Origin of the sequence: Pseudomonas cremoricolorata DSM 17059 = NBRC 16634 (assembly GCF_000425745.1) — a bacterium.
GTDB lineage: Bacteria > Pseudomonadota > Gammaproteobacteria > Pseudomonadales > Pseudomonadaceae > Aquipseudomonas > Aquipseudomonas cremoricolorata.
Map to the genome: position 1 here is coordinate 1 of NZ_AUEA01000011.1, position 21,397 is coordinate 21,397.

The window sequence follows — 21,397 nt, forward strand, 5'->3', positions numbered from 1 at the left end:
GCAGTGAAACGATGCATCGCCGATGGTAGTGTGGGGTTTCCCCATGTGAGAGTAGGTCATCGTCAAGATTCATTTCGCAAAACCCCTATCTGCGCATGCAGGTAGGGGTTTTGTCTTTTCTGGGCTCGTCACCCTGCCGGTCGATACTGCAGGGCCTCGGCCAGATGCGACTTGGCAATAGCGCCTGCGCCGTCCAAATCAGCCAACGTGCGTGCGACCTTGAGCAGGCGATGGGCAGCGCGCAGCGACAGATTGAGACGTTCGCAGGCGTTTTCCAGCCAAGCCTGATCGGCGGTATCCAGCAGGCAGTGAGCATGCAGGCCCTGCATATCGAGAAAGGCGTTGGCACAGCCCTGACGGCGCTGCTGCAACTCCCGCGCTGCGGCAACTACCTCAGCGATGCGCGCGCTGGGTTCGCCACTGGGGGCATTGCTGAGGGTGGTGCTTTCGCGGGCGACGGTCAGGTGCAGGTCGATGCGGTCAAGCAAAGGTCCTGACAGCTTGTTGCGATAGCGCTGGACCTGCTCGCTGCTGCAACGGCACTGGGCGGATGGGTCGCCCAGGTAGCCACAGGGGCAGGGATTCATCGCCGCGACCAATTGGAAGCGAGCGGGGAAGCGGACCCTGTCTCGCGCCCGGGCGATGACGATCTCACCGGACTCCAGTGGCTCGCGCAATACCTCAAGCACGCGTCGTTCGAACTCCGGCAATTCATCCAGAAACAGCACGCCATGATGGGCCAGTGTAATTTCCCCCGGTTGCGGCCGGCTGCCACCGCCCACCAAGGCCGGCCCGGAAGCGGAATGGTGCGGGTGACGAAACGGGCGCTGTGGCCAACTGTTCAGTGGCCCATGGCCGCTAACCGAACGGATGGCCGCCACTTCCAGCGCCTCGTGTTCATCCAGGGCCGGCAGCAGACCGGGCAAGCGGCTGGCGAGCAGCGTCTTGCCGGTACCAGGAGGGCCGGTGAATAGCAGGTTGTGTGCGCCGGCGGCAGCGATCATCAACGCGCGCTTGGCGGCGATCTGACCCTGTACGTCGCTCAGGTCCGGATAGGGCTGGGGATTGAGGATCAGGCCGTTGGCTGCGTACGGGGCGAGTGGCGTCTGGCCGCTGAGATGGCCCACCAGCTCCAGCAGATGCCCTACCGCATACACTGCCAGGCCACTCGCCAGGCTGGCCTCTTCGGCGTTTTCCCGGGGTACCACCAGCGCCCGCCCTGCGTCACGCGCAGCCAGTGCTGCCGGCAGCACCCCTTGCACGGCACGCAATGCCCCCGACAGCGCTAGTTCGCCGAGGCACTCCAGCTCGCTGAGCGGCGCTGTTGGAACCTGACCGCTGGCAGCCAGAATACCCAAGGCGATCGCCAGGTCGTAGCGGCCGCCGTCCTTGGGCAGGTCGGCCGGTGCCAGGCTTTGGGTGATGCGGCGTGCCGGGTAGTCGAGTCCGGAGTTGACGATGGCGCTGCGTACGCGGTCTTTGCTTTCCTTGACGGTGGTTTCAGGCAAGCCGACCAAAGTGAGGGTGGGAAGGCCATTGGCCAGATGGGTTTCAACGCTGACCGCCGGCGCTTGCACGCCGACCTGGGCGCGACTGTGGACCAGAGCTAGGGCCATGAGCACTCCATTGTCTTGAACAGGACGCCGCTTCCTGCGGCAGGGCAAGCATAGTGGGCGGTGGTGATCGAGCTGGAGGAAAGTGCGACGAGGTTTTGCCGCTGGCAGGGCGCGGGATGTCGTAAGCCAGAATCGGTTGGTCCGTTCATGGCCCACGACGTTCATGTGTGGCGCAATGGGGCAATTCTGAAAGCGTTCGTTTGTAGAGGGCGTAGTCGTTGTGATGCCTGGGTGCTTCTATTTATCTTCAGTTACCTGCTTCCTAACCTTGTTAGCTGATGGCTTGTCGGATTTCAGGTTAAGCCACCGGATGGCTCTCCAATACAGCCAGGCTGTCAGCATCAGCAAGCAGGCACCACCCAGGGTGGGTATCAGCAGAAATGACCAGCTAGGCTGGATCATGAAAACAATCACGGGATTGCCCCCAGCGGGAGGATGAACAGTGCGAGTGACGACCATCAGAACGGTCGCCAAAGCACCCGCGAATGCCATGGGCAACAGGCCAGGCCCGAGGACCTTCAGGCAGACCAGCGCAACCAGCGATGTCAGTACGTGCCCGCCAACCACATTGCGTACTTGAGAAAATGGCCCTTCAGGGTATGCGAACAGCAAAACACCACTTGCTCCGAAGGAGCCAATCAACCACGGCTGCTTGGTACTGAGGGCGATAGCGCCTAAGCCTGAAAGCCCGATGAAGGCACCGAGCCCTATCCACAGCAGGGCTAAGGCCCTGCTGTGCTTGGTGGGGCCAGGTATCTGGCCCGCTTTTGTTGTCGAGGATGTCATTGCTTGAAGCGTTCTGCTTCTTCTGAGCCTTTGGTCGCGTTACCCGCGCTGTAGGAGTGCGCGCCGACCCCGGCCAGTTCGCCGCCCTGGACGATCAGATATTCGTCGCGGATTGGCCGGTTCTCGAAGTAGCACTCGAGAATTTCACGGGTGCCGGCGGCATATCGTGCTTGGGCTGACAGGCTTGTACCGGAGATGTGAGGGGTCATGCCATGGTGAGGCATGCCACGCCACGGATGGTCTGCAGGGGCTGGCTGTGGGAACCAGACGTCGCCGCCATACCCTGCCAGTTGTCCACTTTCCAGTGCAGCAGCGATGGCGTCGCGGTCGCAAAGCTTGCCCCGTGCGGTGTTGATCAGATAAGCGCCTCGCTTGAATTGCTTGAGCGATTCGCGGTTGATCATATGCTCCGTTTCCGGATGCAGCGGGCAGTTCAACGTCACCACATCGCAGACTTTGGCCAGGCTTTCCAGGCTGCTGTGATAGGTCAGGTTGAGTTCCTTCTCGACTGCTTCAGGCAGGCGATGGCGATCCATGTAGTGCAGATGCATATCGAAAGGCTTGAGCAAGCGCAGTACGCGCAGGCCGATACGGCCGGCAGCGACCGTGCCGACGTGCATGCCCTCGACATCATAGGAACGGGCAACGCAGTCGGCGATGTTCCAGCCGCCCTTGAGCACCCATTGATGGGATGGCAGGTAGTTGCGCACCAGCGCCAATGTGGTCATTACGACGTGCTCGGCAACGCTGTTGCTATTGCAGTAGGTGACTTCGGCAACCGTGATGTTGCGTTCCATCGCTGCTTGCAGATCCGTGTGGTCCGAGCCGATGCCGGCGGTGACGATCATCTTCAGCTTCGGCGCCTTGTCCATGCGCTCGGCGGTCATGTAGGCAGGCCAGAACGGCTGCGAGATGACAATTTCGGCGTCGTGCAGTTCGCGATCCAGGACGCTGTCGGCACCGTCCTTGCTGGACGTCACGACTAACTCGTGGCCGTTGGCTTCCAGGTATTTGCGCAGGCCGAGCTCACCGGAAACACTGCCCAGCAGAGTGCCTGGCTGGAAGTCGATGGCCTTCGGGGTAGGCAGGGTCTGGCCATCGGGGTATTGGTCCAGATGAGGCAGGTCATCGCGAGCGTAGCTCTGAGGTTGGCCGGTGACCGGGTCGTCGTACAGTACGCAAACAATCTTTGCCATTGAAGCCTCCTGATTATTGGAATGGGTGTTGAGTCGTTACTGACGCGCACCCTGGCAGGTCTTGCTGCCTGCCAAAAATACTCAGGGAGGATGGGGGGATGAGGCCAATCGCTTGTTCCGATCATGAGATCAGGCAAACCGATCAGCAGCGCAGAAAGCTGTCCACGCGATGTTGCAAGTCCAGAGAGGTGAATAACGTCAGCGCGGACCTCAGCAGCGGAGGCTGTGGATCACGATGCAGCGTCACCAGTCCGATTTCCCGCTGCAGTTCCGGGACGATTGGGATAGCGACGATCTCTCCTCGCATCTCTGCCAGCACCAGTGCACTGTGGGGTACCACGCTGTAGAGGCCGGAACAGCGGACATGGCCGTAGAGCACCATCATTGAATCGGTCTCCACCCGTGGCGTCGGCTGCACGCCGGCCCTGGTGAACGCCTCGTCTATGCCTTGGCGGCACTGCATGTTGCGCGTCAACAGGCATAGCGGAAGCCGAGCCACCTCCTCCCAACTCAGCGCCGACCGGCCTTGCAGACCAGTATCGTCGCGGGCAATCAGCACGTAGCGCTCGGTGAACAGCGGATAGGTATCAAAGGACTTCAAGCGCCCATCGGATAAATACGTCATGCCGATATCGAGCTGGAAATTGCTGATGCTTTGGAGGATTTGTGATGTGGCCAGTGTGTACACCTCAAGGTTCATGCGCGAAAAGTTGGCGAGGCACGTGTCGGTCATCAATGGCACCATCGATAGAACCGTTGGGATCGCCCCAAGGCGAAGTGTCCCCTCTGGTCCAGACTCGCGGTCACTCGCTTCCTGACGCAGGGCTGCGCAGTCGTCAAGGATGCGACGGGCCCACACCAGTACCTTCTGGCCATCGGCTGTGAACCCTTCGAAGCGCCGACTGCGCTGTACGACAGTCACGCCGAGGTCTTGCTCCAGCGAGCGGATAGCCTCGGAAAGTGCGGGCTGCGACACATTGCACTTCTCTGCAGCCCGGCCGAAGTGTTGCTCTCGAGAAAGCGTCACCAAGTAGGTAAGTTGGCGCAAAAGCATAGCTGGGCACTCCTGTTTTTATTCGAATATGGTCGATTGCGGGGACGGGCTGCAGGTGCTTGGGGCAAGAAAACTCACGTAGATTTCATCGACCGTTAAGTATTAAACGATACAGCGGTCAGCGCACCAAAGCCCTCGCCCTTGGCGCCACTCATGGACAGAAACGATCTCATCGAGCCAATCCACAAATTTCAGTGCGCCTGCTGTCTTGGGCCAGGTACGTAATCCTGAAACTTCCAGGCGCCGTCCTTTCACGCTGAGATCGTTTAGGGTGACCCGCGATCGACGCAGAGTAATTGCGCGACGGCGAGGCATAAGGGGGTTTTTGGACGAAGCTTGAATCGCGGTCGGCCTATGGTCACTGTTGGCTGCGCAGGGTTGAGTGTGACCAGGGCGGCGGACACCGCCCCGGTACGGCCTCTAGTGAAGGCTGGTCAGAACCACTGGCCGAAGCGGCGGATGTACAGGGTCTTCATGCCTTGAGCGACCATGCAGTAGCCGAGCAGCGTCGCCACCAGCCAAGGGAAGTATTCCCACGGCAGCGGCACCAGACCGACCATCGCACCCAGCGGCGAGAAGGGAATGTAGATGCCCAGGCACATCACCACGCCGGTGGCGAGGATCACTGGCCAGGCTGCAGTGCTCTGGAAGAACGGCACTTTGCGCGTGCGCAACATGTGCACCACCAGGGTTTGCGACAACAGACCCTCGATGAACCAGCCGGACTGGAACAGCGCCTGCATTTCCACACTGTTGGCCGCGAACACGAACCACATCAGGGCGAAGGTGGTGATGTCGAAGATCGACGAGGTTGGTCCAATCCACAGCATGAAGCGCCCGATGTTGCTCGAATCCCACTTGCGCGGCTGGCTGAGGAACTCTTTGTCCAGCTTGTCCCACGGCAGCGACAGCTGAGAGAAGTCGTACATCAGGTTTTGCAGCAGCAGGTGCAGCGCCAGCATTGGCATGAAGGGAATGAAGGCGCTCGCCACCAGCACCGAAAAGACGTTGCCGAAGTTGGAACTGGCGGTCATGCACAGGTACTTCATGATATTGCCGAAGGTTTCCCGGCCTTTCAGCACGCCCTGCTCGAGCACCAGCAAGTCTTTTTCGAGCAAGATGATGTCGGCCGATTCCTTGGCGATATCGGTGCCGCTGTCCACCGAAATGCCCACGTCGGCGTCGCGCAGCGCCGGCGCATCGTTGATGCCGTCGCCGAGAAAGCCCACGGTGTGGCCGTTGTTCTGCAGTGCCTTGACCACCCGGGATTTTTGCAACGGCGTGAGCTTGGCGAACAGCGTGCGTTGTTCGACCACCTGCTTGAGCTCGGCCTCACCCAGCGAGTCGATATCGTGGCCCAGGATCGGTTGGCCGGGCTCCAGGCCCACTTGCCTGCAGATGGTGCTGGCGACCTGTGGGTTGTCGCCGGTCAGCACCTTCACCGTCACGCCCTGCTCGCGCAGCGCGGCGATCGCCTGGCCGGCAGAGGCCTTGGGTGGATCGAGGAAGGTCAACAGACCGCGAATGACCAGCTCGCGCTCATCTTCGACCGTGTACTGGCGTTTGCATCGCGTGCCATTGACGATGCGCGTGGCAAGCAGCAGCACGCGCAGGCCTCGTTCGTTGTAGGCGCTCGCCTGCGCCAGCAGCGCCTGGCGACGGTCTTCATCCAGGGGTAAGGCGCCACCGGCGTACTCCACGTGCGTGGCGACTGCGAGCATTTCCTCCACCGCGCCCTTGCTCACCAGCAGGTGCTGGCCATTGCCGTTGTCGAGCACCACCGAGAGCCTGCGACGGACGAAGTCGAACGGCAGTTCATCGACCTTGGCGTAGGCATAGGGAGGTTGGAAGCCCGCGGTGTTGGTGGCGCAGGCAACGATCGCCTGGTCCATCAGGTTGCGCACGCCGCTTTGATGATGGCTGTTGAGCCAGGCCAGTTCGAGCAGGTGAGGGGCGCGCTGGCCATCGAGGTCGACATGGTCGGCGAGCACGATGCGGTCTTCGGTCAGGGTGCCGGTCTTGTCGGTGCACAGCACGTTCATCGAGCCGAGGTTCTGAATAGCATTCAGGCGCTTGACCACAACCTTCTGCCTGGCCATGGCCACTGCGCCCTTGGCCAGGTTGGCACTGACGATCATCGGCAGCATTTCCGGTGTCAGGCCGACGGCCACCGCGAGCGCGAAGAGGAAGGCGTCACCCCAGTCGCCCTTGACCAGCCCGTTGATCATGAACACCACCGGCACCATGACCAGCATGAAGCGAATCAGCAGGGCGCTGACGCTGTTCACGCCACGGTCGAAGGCGGTCTGGCTGCGGCTGCCGGATATCGACTTGGCCAGCGAGCCGAAATAGGTACGCGAGCCGGTCGCTACCACCACCGCGCGGGCCCTGCCGCTGACCACGTTGGTGCCCATGAAGCAGGTGTTGGGCAGGTCGAGCAGGTCCTGGGTGGGTTCAGCGCTGTCAGCCGCACATTTTTGCGCGACGTCGCCCAGGGTGTCGTACTTTTCCACCGGCAGCGCTTCACCGGTGAGCACTGCCTGGCTGATGAACAGATCACGCGACTCGATCAGGCGCACATCGGCAGGGATCATGTCTCCAGCCGAGAGCTGCACGATGTCGCCGGCGACCAGTTCGCTCATCGCCACTTCGCGCATGCGCGGCGCGTCACCACGCTTTTCCCGGCGTATCACGCTGGCGGTGCTGCGCACCATGGCCTTGAGTGCTTCGGCAGCCTTGTTCGAGCGGTATTCCTGCCAGAACCGCAACAGCCCGCTGAGGTTGACCATGGTCATGATGATGATGACCTTGGTCAGGTCGGCCTCTTCGAGGTCGCCGGCTCTGACTGGCAGCCAGTAGTCAGTGATGAAGCTGATGACGGCGAGGGTCAGCAGGATGTAGATGAAGGGATTGTTCAGTGCCTTGAGAAACTGCATGGGCGCAGAAGGCGGCTTGTCGTGGGCGACCTCATTGCGTCCGTCGCGCTCCAGCCGTTTGCCGGCCTCGCGTTCGGTCAGGCCGTGCTCAGCGGTATCGAGGTTGGCGAACGTGACTTGCAGTCCATTACGCGCCTCACGGGCGGCGCGCATGGACAGTGTTTGGGTGGTGTTGCGGTCTTTGATGGTCATGGCAAATGCTCCTGCCGCAGGAGGCGGCACCTCGCCGGACGGGGTCGATGGGACGAACCGAGCCGGGATGTCGCTGGGAGGTTCTGATGAGGTGAAGTTCGGCGTTGCTTGGATCGCTACCCAGAGCCGAGATCGAGCGGGCAACGAACTTTCTACTCGGAAGCTCCATGGATATGTTCCTTGCAGTAATGAATAAGTAATAGAAGTCTGCACCCGCCCTGATATAAGCGTGTGTGACAGTTGAAGACGTTTTGATAAATGAAAGTCTGGGCAGCGCGCAGGCGCCGCCGCGTCAACATCGACGGGAAAGGATCAGATCGTTTGCTTTGGCAGATTGCAGAGTGCAGGCATACAGCGCTGATGCACGGGCTGCATGACTGAGCGAATGAACGAGGGAATGCTGCATGGCTTGCCTCCAACCGGCCTGGAACCGGCAGGGGCAAGCCACGACGTGGCCTTAGGCGCGGACGTGGCTCGCCCGATTCGGGTATCGGGCAGGATGCTGTTCGGGTGCCTGACCATCGCGGTGGGCGCGGGCCAGGCAGCGTCTAATATAGGTGTCCATTAATGTCTGGAATGAACTCTTGAAATGATGAAAAGGTGCTCGGCTACGAGAGCGAACGAACTTTAGTTAACAGGAGTATGGGCGTCAATTGGCGCGAGGCACTTTAATTAAATTTAATGTGCATTTCACGTCTGAAAGATATGTAGGAATTTTTACCGAGTAGAACTTCAGGTGCAGTTCGACCTGGCGCACAGGGCATGCGCCAGGCTCGATGGATCAGCTCTCGGGCGTTGCCGGATTGATCCGCGCATCCAGTTCGGCGACCTGCTGCTCCAGTGCTTCGAGGCGGGCGCGGGTGCGTGCGAGCACCACCATCTGGCTGTCGAACTCTTCGCGGCTGACCAGATCGAGCTTGCTGAACGCACCCTGCATCAGCGTTCGGAACTGGCTTTCGATTTCGCCACGAGGCAGTGAGCTGTCGTTGCTGAACAGGCGCGACGCCTGATCGCTCAGGGCATCGAGGAAGGCTTTGGGCGCGAGCATGATGGGCTGTCCGTCCAGTGATTGAGGGTCGGCGAGTGTAGCACGGGGGGCACAGGCGCCAGCGCTGCACGTTTTTTGCGCACAGGAGCGATCGGCTGTGCACTGAAAGTGTGCGCAGGCACGGTGATGGCACCCAGCCAAGTATCCCCGTGCGCCGCCAGGGCCTCTGCCGCCTGGGCTCGCGGGAGTTGGCAAGGAATCTGCTAAGACTCTTGCAAGCCATGCACTGAGGCGGTCCGTTGCGGCCAGGCAGTGCGCAGGTCGCTAGGCACCGGGAGGGACGGCGCTGACGATGCGTTACAAAGCCAGGCGCTGCGCTTAGACTTGAGACGGGTTTGTTTTCCTGGGGCAAGTCCACAACATCGGGAGAAAGTTTCATGAAGCTAGTCACTGCCATCATCAAGCCGTTCAAGCTGGACGACGTGCGCGAGTCGCTGTCGGAAATCGGCGTGCAGGGCATCACGGTCACTGAAGTCAAAGGCTTTGGCCGGCAAAAGGGCCATACCGAGTTGTACCGCGGCGCGGAGTACGTGGTCGATTTCCTGCCCAAGGTCAAGATCGACGTCGCCATCGACGACAAAGACCTCGACCGGGTCATCGAGGCAATCACCAAGGCGGCCAACACCGGCAAGATCGGTGACGGCAAGATTTTCGTAGTCAATCTGGAGCAAGCGATTCGCATCCGTACCGGCGAAACCGATACCGATGCGATCTGACACCGCTTAAGCCTCACCAAACCCCAACGCCCCAGGAGAAAACAACATGACTCTGCGTCAGATCGCAGGGCTCGGCGCCCTATTGCCCCTCGTAATGCCAGGCCTGGCCCTGGCGGACGAAGCTGCCCCCGTGCTCAACTCCGGCGATACCGCCTGGATGCTGACGGCCACCGCCCTGGTGCTGTTCATGACCATCCCCGGCCTGGCCCTGTTCTACGGTGGCATGGTGCGTTCCAAGAACGTGCTGTCGGTGATGATGCAGTGCTTCGCCATCACCGGTCTGATGAGCATTCTGTGGATGGTCTACGGCTACAGCCTGGCGTTCGACACGACCGGCATGGAGCAAGGTGTAACCAACCTGCATTCCTTCGTTGGCGGCCTCTCCAAGGCGTTCCTCAGCGGCGTCACGCCGGCCAGCCTGACCTCGGCCACGGCGCTGTTCCCTGAGGCGGTGTTCATCACCTTCCAGATGACCTTCGCCATCATCACCCCGGCGCTGATCGTCGGTGCCTTCGCCGAGCGCATGAAGTTCTCTGCCATGCTGATCTTCATGGCGATCTGGTTCACCCTGGTGTACGCGCCAATCGCGCACATGGTGTGGAGCGGTGACGGTGCGCTGATGTGGGACTGGGGCGTGCTGGACTTCGCCGGTGGCACCGTGGTGCACATCAACGCCGGTATCGCCGGGTTGGTCTGCTGCCTGGTGCTGGGCAAGCGCAAAGGGTATCCAACCACGCCAATGGCACCGCACAACCTGGGCTACACGCTGATCGGTGCAGCGATGCTGTGGATCGGCTGGTTCGGCTTCAACGCAGGTTCCGCTGCCGCTGCCAATGGCACCGCAGGCATGGCCATGCTGGTCACGCAGATCGCTACCGCTGCTGCGGCCCTGGGCTGGATGTTCGCCGAGTGGATCGGCCACGGTAAGCCAAGCGCTCTGGGTATCGCCTCGGGTGTGGTCGCCGGCCTGGTGGCGATCACACCGGCAGCCGGCACTGTGGGCCCGATGGGCGCACTGGTGATCGGCCTGGCCTCTGGTGTGATCTGCTACTTCTGCGCCACCAGCCTCAAGCGCAAGCTTGGCTATGACGACTCGCTCGATGCCTTCGGCGTGCACGGTATCGGCGGTATCGTCGGCGCCATGCTCACGGGTGTGTTCGCCGCACCGGCAATGGGCGGTTTCGGCGAAGTCACCGACATCGGCATGCAGGTCTGGGTGCAGGCCAAGGGCGTGATCTTCACCGTGGTCTACACCGCCATCGTCACTTACGTGATTCTCAAGGTGCTGGACATGATCATGGGCCTGCGGGTCAACGAAGAAGAAGAGGCGGTCGGTCTCGACCTGGCTCAACACAACGAGCGCGGCTACAACCTGTAACTGCGCCACACTAAAAAATCTGCCCGGCTTGCCGGGCATTTTTTTGTCCGAAGCACGCTGTTTCATGACTCTCGAAAGCTTTACTCGACACGTTCGCGCGCAGGTGCAAAAACTTACAGGTTGTCGGGCAACAAGGGTGCTTTGCTTTTTCCACGGGCGCGCTAGAATGCGCGCCGAAGCGCGTTTCGCCTCACCCGTGCAGTGGCTGGTCCTGTGCATGGCTTGGCGCTGCAGTAACAGGTCAGCGCCGCGAGCGGCAGTTGTCCGTGGCCCGACTTGTGGTCATCCACCACGCCATACGCCTTGGAATTTTTTCTGTTGAACGCCTGTCTACGGCGTCAACGGGCTACAAAACTAACTAAATCTGCTTTACGCAAGTCATGAGGTAGAACATGAGCGACGACGATCTGGAAAATGACGAACTCGAAGTAGGCGACGACGAAGAGGGTGACGAGGCCCTTGAAACCGCCGCTGATGACGGTGCCGAAGACGCGGGCGAAGATGAAAGCCCGGCACCTGCTGCAAAGGGCAAGGCCAAGGCCGTTTCCGTAGAGGAAATGCCTAGCATGGAAGCCAAGCAGAAAGAGCGCGATGCCCTCGCCAGGGCCATGGAAGAGTTCCTCTCCCGTGGCGGCAAGGTTCAGGAAGTCGAGGCCAATGTGGTCGCTGACCCGCCCAAGAAGCCTGACAACAAGTACGGCAGCCGTCCTATCTGAACGGCTCGCTGCAAAAAGAGCCCGCCGTCGCTGCGGGCTTTTTTGTGTCTGTCAGCCCCAGCGCGCCAGCACCTGCGGCAATTGTGCCAGGCGCTGGATCTGCGCATCCGGGCAGCCCTCACCGGTCCAGGGTTTTTCCTGGGGGTTGAACCACACCGCCTTGAGCCCCGCGCGCTGGGCGCCGGCAATATCGTCGCCAGGGTGGTCGCCCACGTGCACCGCCAGATCAGCCGTGACTTGCCCGCGACGCAGCGCTTCGAGGAACGGTGCCGGGTCTGGCTTGCCGATGCCCAGGTCTTCGGCGCACAGCGCGAAGTGGAAATAGTCTGCAAGGCCCAGGCGGCTGACATCGGCATTGCCGTTGGTGACCACGCCCAGGGTGTAGCGCTGGCGCAGGGCTTCGAGCGTCGGTTGCACTTCAGGGAAGATGTCGATCTGGTGGCGCGCATGGAGGAATACTTCAAAGCCCTCATCGGCCAACTCGCGAGCCGCCTGTTCGCTGTAGCCCACCTCTTGCAAGGCATGGAACAGCACCTGCCGGCGCAACGCGCTGATGCGATGCTTGAGGCCGGGCTCGGCCTGCACCAGCCGGGCGCGCACGCCCTGCAGGTGCTCGAGCGGCAGTTCGGCGAGTTTGGGCGTGTTGGCCTGCAACCAGTCGCGCAGGACGACCTCGGCGGTGGCGATCACCGGCGCGGTGTCCCACAAGGTGTCATCGAGGTCGAAAGTGATCAGCTGAATGCTCATGAGTCTGTGCCTTTGCTGCGTTTGGCCCGGGGATGGGCGCTGTCGTACACCGAAGCCAGGTGCTGGAAATCCAGGTGGGTGTAGATCTGCGTGGTGCCGATGTCGGCATGGCCGAGCATTTCCTGCACGGCGCGCAGGTCCTGGGACGATTCGAGTACATGGCTGGCGAAGGAGTGTCGCAACATGTGCGGGTGCAGATGCTGGCCCAGTTCACGTTGACCGGCCAGTTTCAGCCGCTGCTGGATGGCCCGGGGGCCGAGGCGGATGCCCTGACGACTGATGAACAGCGCATCATCGCTCGGTGCGCCCAGTCCGCGCTGCTGCAGCCAGGCCTGCAGCGCCTCGCGCGCCTTGCGCCCGACCGGCAGGATGCGCGTTTTGTTGCCTTTGCCGAGCACCTGCACCAAACCTGCGCCGAGGTCGAGATGGGCGCGGTCGAGGTTGACCAGCTCAGACAAGCGCAGCCCCGAGGAATAGAACAGCTCGAGGATGGCGTGATCGCGGCGGGCGATGAAGGTGTCGTCGACACCGCCATCGAGCAGTTGCAGCGCGCGGTCGGTGTCGAGGGTCTTCGGCAGGCGCCGTTCGCCCTTGGGCGGGGCCAGTCCGGCGGCCGGGTCGTGCTGGCACAGACCTTCGCGGTTGAGATAGCGGTACAGGCCGCGCACCGCCGACAGCAGTCGCGCCAGGCTGGTGGAAGACTGGCCGTCGTGGTGCAGGCGGGCGACCATCTGGCGCAGGTGCTGGATGTGCAGGTCGGCCCAGGAGTTCAGGCCCTGCCGGGCGCAGAAGTCGACGACCTTGTTCAGATCGCGGCGATAGGCCTGCTGCGTATGAATCGACACCTGGCGCTCATTGCGCAAGTGCGCGCAATAAGCTTCCAGCTGTGGGTTCATCAGCGCACCGAACGCAAGGTTTGGGTGAAGCGCGGGATCATCCGGCCCAGCACTTGCGCGATGTGGCTGAGAAACAGCGAACCGACGTTGCTCTTGTAGTGCTGCGGGTCATGGCTGCCGACCGCAAGCACGCCATGCAGGCCTTGATATTCGAGGGTGGCGACGGCGCTGGAGGCGACATCCTTGCGCTGCGCTTCGCCGAACAGGAAGGCCAGCTCATGTTCGCGCAGACTGCCGCTGACCACCTTGCCGCTGCCAATCAGCGCGCCGATGGCCACCTGGGCCTCGCTGCTGGACACCCAGCGCCCGACCGGCGTGGCGTTGTCGCTGAACAGAATCAAGCTGACGAAGGGCACCTGGAAGTCCTGGCGCAGGCTGTCTTCCACGGCCATTACCACTTCTTCCAGGCTGCTGGCGTCGAGCAGGTCGAGGATCAACCTGCGCGACTTCTCGAACAGCCGGTCGTTGTCACGGGCGACGTCCATCAATTGCGAGAGGCGATGGCGCATTTCGATGTTGCGGTCGCGCAACAGCTTGAGCTGGCGCTCGACCAGCGACACGCTGTCGCCACGCTGGTGAGGGATCTGCTGTTCGAGCAGCAGCTCGTCGTGTTCTGCGAAGAACGTTGGGTGCTGGCGCAGGTAGGCGATCACCGCTTCTGCGTCGAGGTCCGTGGTCTTCTGCTGATCGGTCATGGGCACTCACTCGATTAAAGGCGAACTTGCCCTTCGTAGACACGCACGGCTGGGCCGGTCATGCGCACGGGCATGCCCGGGCCAGACCACTCGATATGCAGGCGTCCACCGGGCAGGTCGAGGTGCACGGGGGAATCCATCCAGCCCTGGCTGATGGCCGCGACCGCCGCCGCGCAGGCACCAGTGCCGCAGGCCTGGGTTTCCCCGGCGCCGCGCTCCCACACCCGCAGGCGCGCGTGATGGCGGTCGAGCACCTGGATGAAGCCGGCGTTGACCCGCTGTGGGAAGCGCGGATGGTGTTCGATCTTCGGCCCGAGGTCGTGGACCGGGGCGCTGGTGACGTCCTCCACGCGCAGCACGGCGTGGGGATTACCCATCGACACGGCGGCAATCGGGTACGCCTGACCGTCGACCTCAAGGGCATAGCTCAACGCCTGGGCGTCGGCGACGAAGGGAATGTCGGCCGGAACCAGGCGCGGCGGCCCCATGTCGACGCATACCTGACCGTCGCTCTGCACGTCCAGCTCGATGATGCCGCCCTTGGTTTCCACGCGAATCAGCTTCTTCGCGGTCAGGCGTTTGTCGAGCACGAAGCGGGCGAAGCAGCGCGCGCCATTGCCGCACTGCTCGACTTCGGAGCCGTCGGCGTTGAAGATCCGGTAGCGAAAATCCACATCCGGGTTGCTCGGCGCCTCGACGATCAGCAGTTGGTCGAAGCCCACGCCGGTGTTGCGGTCACCCCATTGCCGAGCATGCTTGGGCTGGATGTGGGCGTGCTGGCTGACCAGGTCGAGAACCATGAAGTCGTTGCCCAAGCCATGCATTTTGGTGAAGCGCAGCAGCATGGGTCACTCCGGCAGCAGGCTTTCGCCAGCGAACAGTTCTGGGATGGTTTCCCGGCGGCGCACTTCGAATGCCTGGTCGCCATCGACCAGCACCTCGGCGCAGCGGCCGCGGGTGTTGTAGTTCGAACTCATGACGAAACCATAGGCCCCTGCCGACTCCACGGCGAGCAGGTCGCCTTCGTGCAGATCGAGCACGCGGTCCTTGGCGAGGAAGTCACCGGTTTCGCAGATCGGCCCGACCAGGTCGTAGGCCCGGCCTTCGCCGCCGCGCGGGGTGACCGCACGCACACCCATCCAGGCCTGGTACAGCGCCGGGCGGATCAGGTCGTTCATGGCGGCGTCGATGATGGCGAAGTCTTTGTGCTCGGTGTGCTTGAGGTACTCGACGCGGGTCAGCAGTACACCGGCGTTGGCGACGATGTAGCGGCCTGGCTCGAACACCAGGGTCAGGTCACGCTGGCCAATGCGCTCGCGCACGGCGCGGATGTAGTCGGCCACCTGCGGCGGCTGCTCGTCGCGGTAGCGCACGCCGACGCCACCACCCAAGTCGATGTGGCGCAGATGGATGCCGCACTCGGCCAGACGGTCGATCAGCATCAGCAGGCGATCGAGGGCATCGAGGAACGGCTCCAGCGTGGTCAACTGCGAGCCGATGTGGCAGTCGACACCGACCACGTCCAGGTTCGGCAGTTGCGCCGCGCGCACGTACAGCGCTTCGGCATCGGCAATGGCGATGCCGAACTTGTTCTCTTTCAGACCCGTGGAAATGTACGGGTGGGTGCCAGCGTCGACATCCGGGTTGACCCGCAGCGACACCGGGGCCTGCTTGCCCAGTTCGGCTGCCACGTCCTGCAGGCGTTCCAGCTCGTCGGCCGACTCGACGTTGAAGCAATGCACGCCAACCTGCAGCGCGCGGCGCATGTCTTCGCGGGTCTTGCCTACGCCGGAGAAGACCACACGATCGGCACGCCCGCCGGCTGCCAGCACACGCTCCAGCTCACCACCGGAAACGATATCGAAGCCTGCGCCCAGTCGCGCCAGTACATTCAGCACGCCCAGGTTGGAGTTGGCCTTGACGGCAAAGCAGACCAGGTGCGAAGCGCCTTGCAGGGCATCGGTATAGCTGCGGTACTGCGCCTCGATATGGGCGCGCGAATACACGTAGGTGGGGGTGCCGAAGCGTTCGGCGATCGCCGACAGGGCCACGCCCTCCGCGAACAGTTGGCCGTCGCGGTCGTTGAAAGCGTCCATGGGAATCCTTTACTGGTGGTGCTGGTGCGACGGTTGGTTGTCCTGGCCGTCTTTGCTGTCGTCTGGCAGATACAGCGGGCCTTTCTGACCGCAGGCCGAAACGAGGCAGGCAACCGCGACCAGCGCCGCGAGGGAGGAAATCAGGCGCTTCATGAGCGAAATCCTTTGAAATATGCAGTATTGCGCCCGAGTATACCGAGCGACCGGCTGATTGCCTATGTAAGCGCCAGCCGGTCTGACGGCTCGCCGCCGGTGAATCGACGCTATCCTTTGCATTCGCGGTAAAGCGCCCGTATCTTGCCCGGCTTGCCTGTACGCCGCCATTTTCGAGGTTCCCGCAATGAGTTTGAGCGAAGCACGTTTCCATGATCTGGTGGACGCCACCCAGCAGGCCCTCGAAGACCTGTTCGACGAAAGCGACATGGACCTCGACATGGAAAACTCTGCCGGGGTGCTGACCGTCAAGTTCGACAATGGCAGCCAGCTGATCTTCAGCCGTCAGGAGCCTCTGCGCCAACTGTGGCTGGCCGACCGTTCGGGCGGTTTCCACTTCGACTACGACGAAGAAAGTGGCCAGTGGACCTGCGAGAAGAGCGACGAACTGCTGGGCGAGATGCTTGAGCGCATCGTCTGGGAGCGTGGCGGCGAGAAGCTGGACTTTTCCGAGATCTGAACCATGAGCAGCCCCGTTCGAGCGCCCAAGCCGCTGTACAGCAACGTCAGCCCTGCGGTGAAGTCGCCTTGCATCAATGTCTGCCGGCTGGATGAGCACAAGGTCTGCACCGGCTGCCATCGCCCGGTAGAGCACATCCGCGAATGGCGCGCCGCCGACGACCAGCGGCGGCGGGAAATCTGCCGCGAGGCCGAGGCGCGCCGCAGCCATTGAGCGCCGGGCTTGAGTATTTGCCCCGCTGTGATAGTGTCGGTCGCAACCTCGCCGTCAATTGGCGAACTGACAAACCCCGCCCTTGGGCGGGGTTTTGCTTTATCTGCGCATCGATATTTCCCCTGTTCAAAGGAGCCTGACTGGATCATGAGCACCAAGCCTTCACTCATCCTCACCCGACTGGACGTGCAACGTCTTGAGCAACTCATCGACGGCCTCGATGAATCCGTGCCGGGCGTACTGGCGCTGCAGGATGAGCTGGACCGCGCCGAGCAGGTAGTCGGTCATGAAGAGGTGCCTGCCGGGGTGGTGACGATGAACTCGCGCGTGCATTGCCGGGAAGAGGCCAGCGGCAAGGATTACCACCTGACCCTGGCGTACCCCAAAGATGCCGGCAAGGAACACCATGTGTCGATCCTCGCGCCGATCGGCAGCGCGCTGCTCGGGCTGTCGGTGGGCGACCAGATCGACTGGCCAGCGCCCGGCGGCAAGACCCTCAAGCTGACCTTGCTGGCCGTCGAGTACCAGCCAGAGGCGGCGGGCGACTTCGATCTCTGAAGCCGCCCAGGCATCAGCCCGCTGAGCGCGCGCGCTGATGCCCTGCGCTTCAACCTTGCTGCTGGGCTTGTCCGCGCATGCGGCAGGCATGAATGCAGTTTTCGACGATACGGCTGCGCAGCGACCAGTCGGTATTGATGATGGTGAACTGCTGGATGTAGCTGTCCAGGTCCTGCGAGTCGAACCACAGGTCGATCTTGTCGCTGAAGTCGTCTGGGGTGTACAGCACCTTGTTGTATTTGGCGCACTGAATCGAACGCAGGCCGCTGGCGTAGCGCATTCGCCCGCAGGCCTGATCCATGAACGCCTTTAGCTCGTCGGTGGACGGCGTGTCCTCGCCGATCCATTCCTGCCGCACCCCTGGCCAGTGTGGGCCGCGGCGGTGATGGTTGTAGGCAATCACCACGGTCTGCCCCGGATAGTCGTGCCACAGCTGCTCGACCGTCAGGTGGCTCAACGCATGGGGAATGAACCACTGCCCCAGGGTTTTCTCCAGCAGATCGAGCAGCCACTGGTGCTCGCTGTCGCTGAAATTATCCAGCTGGTGGAAGTCGAGAATGATGATTTCCCGCGCGTTGTCGGGGTTGGCATAGAACTGTTGCAGCTCAAGGATCACATCCCCGAGCAGGGTGCGTCCCGAGGTGTTGAGGTGGAAAAGCTTGTAGCGGTTGGGTGAGTCGGGAGTGTATTCGCGGTTGGCGCGCACGCGCAGGTCGAGCACGCGAATGCCACCGCGGATCTGTTCGATGCAGGGCACGTCCTGGGTGGTTTCCTGGGGCAAGGTCAGGCTGTCCGCCAGTTTGTCCATTCCTGAGTCGTGGCTGCCGGGCAGAATCAGCTGATCGATGCGCAGGCTGCCGATTTCAGGTGAGTTGCCCATCCACTGTTGTTTGTTCATGTCGCACTCCGAGATAGCAAAGGTGCGCCATGGTCGAGCGGGCCTGTGTGCGAAGGCAGCAGGAAGCTTGTTCGGGGGGCTGTTCCGGTCAGGCCTTGGGCTTGGCCTGCAAATGACTCAGGCCGGCATTGAGCGCGTGCTCGAGTGCCTGTCTGTGGCGCAGGTACGCCAGTAGCGAACCGCGCTCCTGATCGAGCGAGCCTGACAGGTCGAGGTCGGTGATGTAGCAGCGGTAGGCGCCGGCGCTGCGGCGCTGTTCGAGGATCTGTCGGGCGACCACGGCATACAGGTGTTCGCCGTGGTCCAGCTCAGAGTACTCCTGCTGATCGCAATACAGCGTCACGTGCGGGTGCCCATGGTCGCTGGCCTGCACGATGGCCTGCACCTCGTAGCCTGGCTGGCCGTTTTTTGCTGCTGGAGTGGGGCGTGGCTGGCACTGGCGGGCGTTGCCGGCGCCCTCGGACTGCAACTGGTAATAGCGGATGTCCAGTGTGCCCTGAGGCTGGTTGTCGAGCGCCAGATGGGCGCTGCGCCGGGCGGCGATCGAGCAGAGGAAGCGATGCAGTGGCAGTAACAGATGCTCTTCGTCCTGATAGGGCAGACCTTCCTGCCACAGCGCGTTGTGCTCATCCAGCACGTAGACATCGGCCCATCCGGCCGTCGGCCGATAGAACACCTGCACACAGTTGGCTTGGCCTTCACGCAGCAGCAGGCCCAGATCGTCCTCCTGCAAGGCGTTGGCATCGAGGTGCAGCGGGCTGTAGTCGCGGCGCTCCTGGGCCATGTAGTCGAGCAGCGCGGCACGGTCATCCAGTGTCACCAGGCGCACCCGGCGGTAGCGCAGTTCGAACACGTGAAGGGTCTGCGCCACTTGCAGCAGGTAGCGCTGCTCGAGGGTGTGCTCGAGCAATTGCGCGAGGGTCTCGAACAAGGCTTCGACGCGTTGCCTGATGGCCTGGGCGCGATTGTGGCAAAAGCAGCGCACCCGCAAGCGTGGTCGCGGGCGGCGCGGGTCGAGTTCATTCAGGTAGTCGTGCAGGCAGCGCAGCAGGGCCTGTGCGCCGTCATAGCGCCGCACCAGCACCTCGTTCCAGCTATTGAGCGTGACTTGGTCGAGGGTCAGTACCAGGTTTTCCCGTACACCGGCATAGCACAGCGAATCGGTGCGTTCGCTGGTCATCAGGATGTTCAGGTCGCGGTGAAGGCGCAGCGGATCGACGGCGACGTTGACCAGCAGCAGCACTTCGTTGGCCACGCTGGGCTGCAGCAGTTGCACATCGCTGACGGGCGCCAGCGGTAGCGCGATGCCTTGCTGCAGGCAGCCGAGCAGTTGAAACAGCTCCAGCTCGCTCAGATCGCTGATCCCGGGGTGTACGGCCAGCCGTGAAGCGGGGTCGACGACACCGTTGCGGTGGGCCCAGGTGAGCAGCTCGATCAGCTCGCGGCAGCGCTTGATCGGTGTGGCAGCGGGCCAGTCGTGGCTGCCCAGGCTGCCGGCATACAGGCTCCAGTGATGGCTGTCCGGAGCCTTGCGGTTGAGCGCATGAACCAATGTCAGGGTGTCTTCGGCAAGGTCCGGGGCAATGCCGGGGTTGATCACTTCGATCTTGCCGGCGCGGCGCTCGAACGCCGCGTACAGGCGCCGGCCCAGAACGTTCAGATCTCGCTGGTCGGCGCGGGTATTGACCGCACTGGCCTGGGCGAATGCAGTGAGGAAGCGGTAGCTGTGGCGAAGCTCGGCGACCAGTTCGCGACGCTCTTCGGCCACCTGGCCTACTTTCCAGTGAGCGCGACGGTCGAGCAGCCGCAGCCGCTGCTCATCCCAGCCCCATTGCTCGGTGAGCCGTCGCATCAGCGCCCGCTGCCAACTGCCGGCGCGGTTGCCGTCGGCCTCGCTGAGCCTGAGGTTGACCTTCAGGTAAAGGCTTCGGCGTACTCGCTCCAGACGCTTGGATTCGTTGCGTTGCAGCAGGTAGCGTTCGATACGCCGGTACACCATCACATAGGGGTCGAGCTCGTCGAGGTCGAGTTGGTTGGCGAACACTGCCTGCTTGAAGTCCAGACCCAGGCAGCACAAGCGCGGGTAGTCGCTGGCATAGGTTTCGATCAGCAGCAGTTTGAGCAGCGACTTGTAGGGGGAATCGATGCCTTTGTAGAGCTGCCAGAGCCCGGCGCCGAGAAACTCGCCGGGCGGAATCTGCGCCAGGTGGCCAAGGTCGAGGTGCTCGTCCGTGCGGATGAACCGTTTGCCGAGCAAAGTTTGCGCATAGCCGTGGTAGTTGCCTTCTTCGTACACCGGCACCATCCACCACAGCGGGGTGCGCCCAGCCAGCCAGATCGCCGTGCGATAGAACTCGTCGAGCAGAAGAAAATGCTGAGTGCTGCCGCAATCGTCAGAGCCCAGCTCACCGGCCCGTTCGCCGCGGGCGAAGGCGGCGCAGTCGATCAGAAACAGATGCGCCTCGGCCCCCAGGCTCGCGGCCCACTGCTCGAGCAGGGTGCATTTGCGCTGCAACTCGTCCAGCTCGGCCGCGCTCAGGCCGGGCAGGTGGCACACCCACAGATCCATGTCGCTCTGCTCGGCCTGGGCCAAGGTGCCCATGCTGCCGATCAGGTACAGGCCGGTGAGCGGACACGTGCGATCACGCTGGTAGGGTTTGTAGCTGAACGTGCGGGTCAGCCGTTGGGCTTCGGCGAGCACATGGATGCTGGGCTGAAAGCCGGCGATGCCCGCGGGCGTGGTGCTGGAGATGTACCCGGGCAGCAGCGGATGGTTGATATGCAGCAGTAGCGGCAGCAGGGTCAGGACCTGCTGCTGGCGCGTCGACAACCCCTCCCTGGCGCGCGTCAGGCGCCCGCGGCTGAGCAGCAGGAAGCGCTCGCGCAGTGCGGCCAGCACCTTGCGGTCGATGCCCTGCTCAAGGTCTGGGCGAATCTCGTGGGGATGATTCATTGCGCACTCGGCGGCGGGGGCTGGGCGAGT

At 62.5% G+C, this 21,397-nt stretch carries 20 protein-coding genes; 6 read left to right on the forward strand and 14 right to left on the reverse strand.

Annotation, left to right across the window (positions count from 1 at the left end; genetic code table 11):
• Positions 1-128 precede the first annotated feature (128 nt).
• The 6 genes from H618_RS0113665 to H618_RS0113695 form a co-directional block, all read right to left on the reverse strand.
• A complete protein-coding gene (locus tag H618_RS0113665; RefSeq protein WP_028695595.1) occupies positions 129-1,616 on the reverse strand; it encodes a YifB family Mg chelatase-like AAA ATPase in 1,488 nt (495 codons plus the stop codon).
• Between the two features lie 237 nt (positions 1,617-1,853).
• Complete coding sequence (locus H618_RS21695; protein WP_081673774.1) at positions 1,854-2,402, reverse strand: HPP family protein; 549 nt, start codon at positions 2,400-2,402, stop codon at positions 1,854-1,856.
• The gene (locus H618_RS0113675; protein ID WP_028695596.1) at positions 2,399-3,598 is read right to left on the reverse strand and encodes an NAD-dependent formate dehydrogenase; all 1,200 of its coding nucleotides are present in this window, start codon (positions 3,596-3,598) and stop codon (positions 2,399-2,401) included. The genes H618_RS21695 and H618_RS0113675 overlap by 4 nt, the downstream gene beginning before the upstream one ends.
• A gap of 142 nt (positions 3,599-3,740) precedes the next feature.
• Positions 3,741-4,652, reverse strand: a complete 912-nt coding sequence (locus tag H618_RS0113680; protein WP_028695597.1) for a LysR family transcriptional regulator — start codon at positions 4,650-4,652, stop codon at positions 3,741-3,743.
• Between the two features lie 434 nt (positions 4,653-5,086).
• On the reverse strand, positions 5,087-7,780 hold the full coding sequence (gene mgtA / locus H618_RS0113685; protein WP_028695598.1) for a magnesium-translocating P-type ATPase: 2,694 nt from the start codon (positions 7,778-7,780) through the stop codon (positions 5,087-5,089).
• A gap of 781 nt (positions 7,781-8,561) precedes the next feature.
• Complete coding sequence (locus tag H618_RS0113695; RefSeq protein WP_028695599.1) at positions 8,562-8,828, reverse strand: accessory factor UbiK family protein; 267 nt, start codon at positions 8,826-8,828, stop codon at positions 8,562-8,564.
• A 377-nt stretch (positions 8,829-9,205) separates the two neighbouring features.
• Between H618_RS0113695 and glnK the strand changes: the two genes are divergently transcribed.
• From glnK to sutA, 3 genes are all read left to right on the forward strand, one after another.
• Entirely contained in the window at positions 9,206-9,544 is a 339-nt protein-coding gene (glnK, locus tag H618_RS0113700) for a P-II family nitrogen regulator (protein ID WP_002555808.1), read from the forward strand.
• Positions 9,545-9,590: 46 nt separating this feature from the next.
• Positions 9,591-10,922 carry an ammonium transporter gene (locus tag H618_RS0113705; RefSeq protein ID WP_028695600.1) on the forward strand — a complete coding sequence of 444 codons (1,332 nt, stop codon included), beginning with the start codon at positions 9,591-9,593 and terminating at the stop codon, positions 10,920-10,922.
• 392 nt (positions 10,923-11,314) lie between these two features.
• Positions 11,315-11,638, forward strand: a complete 324-nt coding sequence (sutA, locus tag H618_RS0113710; protein ID WP_028695601.1) for a transcriptional regulator SutA — start codon at positions 11,315-11,317, stop codon at positions 11,636-11,638.
• Positions 11,639-11,689: 51 nt separating this feature from the next.
• On the opposite strand, the gene H618_RS0113715 is transcribed toward sutA, so the two are convergent.
• From H618_RS0113715 to lptM, 6 genes are read right to left on the reverse strand one after another with little or no spacing between them, the layout of a single operon-like run.
• On the reverse strand, positions 11,690-12,385 hold the full coding sequence (locus tag H618_RS0113715; RefSeq protein ID WP_028695602.1) for an HAD family hydrolase: 696 nt from the start codon (positions 12,383-12,385) through the stop codon (positions 11,690-11,692).
• A complete protein-coding gene (gene xerC, locus H618_RS0113720; protein WP_028695603.1) occupies positions 12,382-13,281 on the reverse strand; it encodes a tyrosine recombinase XerC in 900 nt (299 codons plus the stop codon). Before xerC ends, H618_RS0113715 begins: the two co-directional genes overlap by 4 nt.
• Positions 13,281-13,976: a DUF484 family protein gene (locus H618_RS0113725; protein ID WP_028695604.1), complete on the reverse strand. Its 696-nt coding sequence runs from the start codon at positions 13,974-13,976 to the stop codon at positions 13,281-13,283. The genes xerC and H618_RS0113725 overlap by 1 nt, the downstream gene beginning before the upstream one ends.
• A gap of 14 nt (positions 13,977-13,990) precedes the next feature.
• A complete protein-coding gene (dapF, locus tag H618_RS0113730) occupies positions 13,991-14,821 on the reverse strand; it encodes a diaminopimelate epimerase (RefSeq protein WP_028695605.1) in 831 nt (276 codons plus the stop codon).
• Positions 14,822-14,824: 3 nt separating this feature from the next.
• Positions 14,825-16,072: a diaminopimelate decarboxylase gene (lysA, locus tag H618_RS0113735; protein WP_028695606.1), complete on the reverse strand. Its 1,248-nt coding sequence runs from the start codon at positions 16,070-16,072 to the stop codon at positions 14,825-14,827.
• A gap of 9 nt (positions 16,073-16,081) precedes the next feature.
• Positions 16,082-16,225: an LPS translocon maturation chaperone LptM gene (lptM, locus tag H618_RS22495; RefSeq protein WP_033727688.1), complete on the reverse strand. Its 144-nt coding sequence runs from the start codon at positions 16,223-16,225 to the stop codon at positions 16,082-16,084.
• 187 nt (positions 16,226-16,412) lie between these two features.
• Between lptM and cyaY the strand changes: the two genes are divergently transcribed.
• The 3 genes from cyaY to rnk all read left to right on the forward strand — a co-directional run bounded on the left by cyaY (position 16,413) and on the right by rnk (position 17,516).
• Positions 16,413-16,745, forward strand: a complete 333-nt coding sequence (gene cyaY, locus H618_RS0113745; protein ID WP_028695607.1) for an iron donor protein CyaY — start codon at positions 16,413-16,415, stop codon at positions 16,743-16,745.
• A 3-nt stretch (positions 16,746-16,748) separates the two neighbouring features.
• Positions 16,749-16,958, forward strand: coding sequence for a DUF1289 domain-containing protein (locus H618_RS0113750; protein WP_028695608.1), 210 nt, complete (start codon positions 16,749-16,751; stop codon positions 16,956-16,958).
• 147 nt (positions 16,959-17,105) lie between these two features.
• Positions 17,106-17,516 carry a nucleoside diphosphate kinase regulator gene (rnk, locus tag H618_RS0113755; protein ID WP_028695609.1) on the forward strand — a complete coding sequence of 137 codons (411 nt, stop codon included), beginning with the start codon at positions 17,106-17,108 and terminating at the stop codon, positions 17,514-17,516.
• 49 nt (positions 17,517-17,565) lie between these two features.
• Here rnk and H618_RS0113760 read toward each other — a convergent pair whose 3' ends face one another.
• A complete protein-coding gene (locus H618_RS0113760) occupies positions 17,566-18,414 on the reverse strand; it encodes a PI-PLC domain-containing protein (protein ID WP_028695610.1) in 849 nt (282 codons plus the stop codon).
• Between the two features lie 88 nt (positions 18,415-18,502).
• Complete coding sequence (locus tag H618_RS0113765; RefSeq protein ID WP_028695611.1) at positions 18,503-21,367, reverse strand: class I adenylate cyclase; 2,865 nt, start codon at positions 21,365-21,367, stop codon at positions 18,503-18,505.
• Positions 21,368-21,397 lie beyond the last annotated feature (30 nt).

What these genes read in the sequence shown, in the direction of transcription:
- H618_RS0113665 (WP_028695595.1), bottom strand. Translation starts at nt 1,616, where the DNA reads ATGGCCCTAGCTCTGGTCCACAGTCGCGCCCAGGTCGGCGTGCAAGCG.
- H618_RS21695 (WP_081673774.1), bottom strand. Translation starts at nt 2,402, where the DNA reads ATGACATCCTCGACAACAAAAGCGGGCCAGATACCTGGCCCCACCAAG.
- H618_RS0113675 (WP_028695596.1), bottom strand. Translation starts at nt 3,598, where the DNA reads ATGGCAAAGATTGTTTGCGTACTGTACGACGACCCGGTCACCGGCCAA.
- H618_RS0113680 (WP_028695597.1), bottom strand. Translation starts at nt 4,652, where the DNA reads ATGCTTTTGCGCCAACTTACCTACTTGGTGACGCTTTCTCGAGAGCAA.
- mgtA (WP_028695598.1), bottom strand. Translation starts at nt 7,780, where the DNA reads ATGACCATCAAAGACCGCAACACCACCCAAACACTGTCCATGCGCGCC.
- H618_RS0113695 (WP_028695599.1), bottom strand. Translation starts at nt 8,828, where the DNA reads ATGCTCGCGCCCAAAGCCTTCCTCGATGCCCTGAGCGATCAGGCGTCG.
- glnK (WP_002555808.1), top strand. Translation starts at nt 9,206, where the DNA reads ATGAAGCTAGTCACTGCCATCATCAAGCCGTTCAAGCTGGACGACGTG.
- H618_RS0113705 (WP_028695600.1), top strand. Translation starts at nt 9,591, where the DNA reads ATGACTCTGCGTCAGATCGCAGGGCTCGGCGCCCTATTGCCCCTCGTA.
- sutA (WP_028695601.1), top strand. Translation starts at nt 11,315, where the DNA reads ATGAGCGACGACGATCTGGAAAATGACGAACTCGAAGTAGGCGACGAC.
- H618_RS0113715 (WP_028695602.1), bottom strand. Translation starts at nt 12,385, where the DNA reads ATGAGCATTCAGCTGATCACTTTCGACCTCGATGACACCTTGTGGGAC.
- xerC (WP_028695603.1), bottom strand. Translation starts at nt 13,281, where the DNA reads ATGAACCCACAGCTGGAAGCTTATTGCGCGCACTTGCGCAATGAGCGC.
- H618_RS0113725 (WP_028695604.1), bottom strand. Translation starts at nt 13,976, where the DNA reads ATGACCGATCAGCAGAAGACCACGGACCTCGACGCAGAAGCGGTGATC.
- dapF (WP_028695605.1), bottom strand. Translation starts at nt 14,821, where the DNA reads ATGCTGCTGCGCTTCACCAAAATGCATGGCTTGGGCAACGACTTCATG.
- lysA (WP_028695606.1), bottom strand. Translation starts at nt 16,072, where the DNA reads ATGGACGCTTTCAACGACCGCGACGGCCAACTGTTCGCGGAGGGCGTG.
- lptM (WP_033727688.1), bottom strand. Translation starts at nt 16,225, where the DNA reads ATGAAGCGCCTGATTTCCTCCCTCGCGGCGCTGGTCGCGGTTGCCTGC.
- cyaY (WP_028695607.1), top strand. Translation starts at nt 16,413, where the DNA reads ATGAGTTTGAGCGAAGCACGTTTCCATGATCTGGTGGACGCCACCCAG.
- H618_RS0113750 (WP_028695608.1), top strand. Translation starts at nt 16,749, where the DNA reads ATGAGCAGCCCCGTTCGAGCGCCCAAGCCGCTGTACAGCAACGTCAGC.
- rnk (WP_028695609.1), top strand. Translation starts at nt 17,106, where the DNA reads ATGAGCACCAAGCCTTCACTCATCCTCACCCGACTGGACGTGCAACGT.
- H618_RS0113760 (WP_028695610.1), bottom strand. Translation starts at nt 18,414, where the DNA reads ATGAACAAACAACAGTGGATGGGCAACTCACCTGAAATCGGCAGCCTG.
- H618_RS0113765 (WP_028695611.1), bottom strand. Translation starts at nt 21,367, where the DNA reads ATGAATCATCCCCACGAGATTCGCCCAGACCTTGAGCAGGGCATCGAC.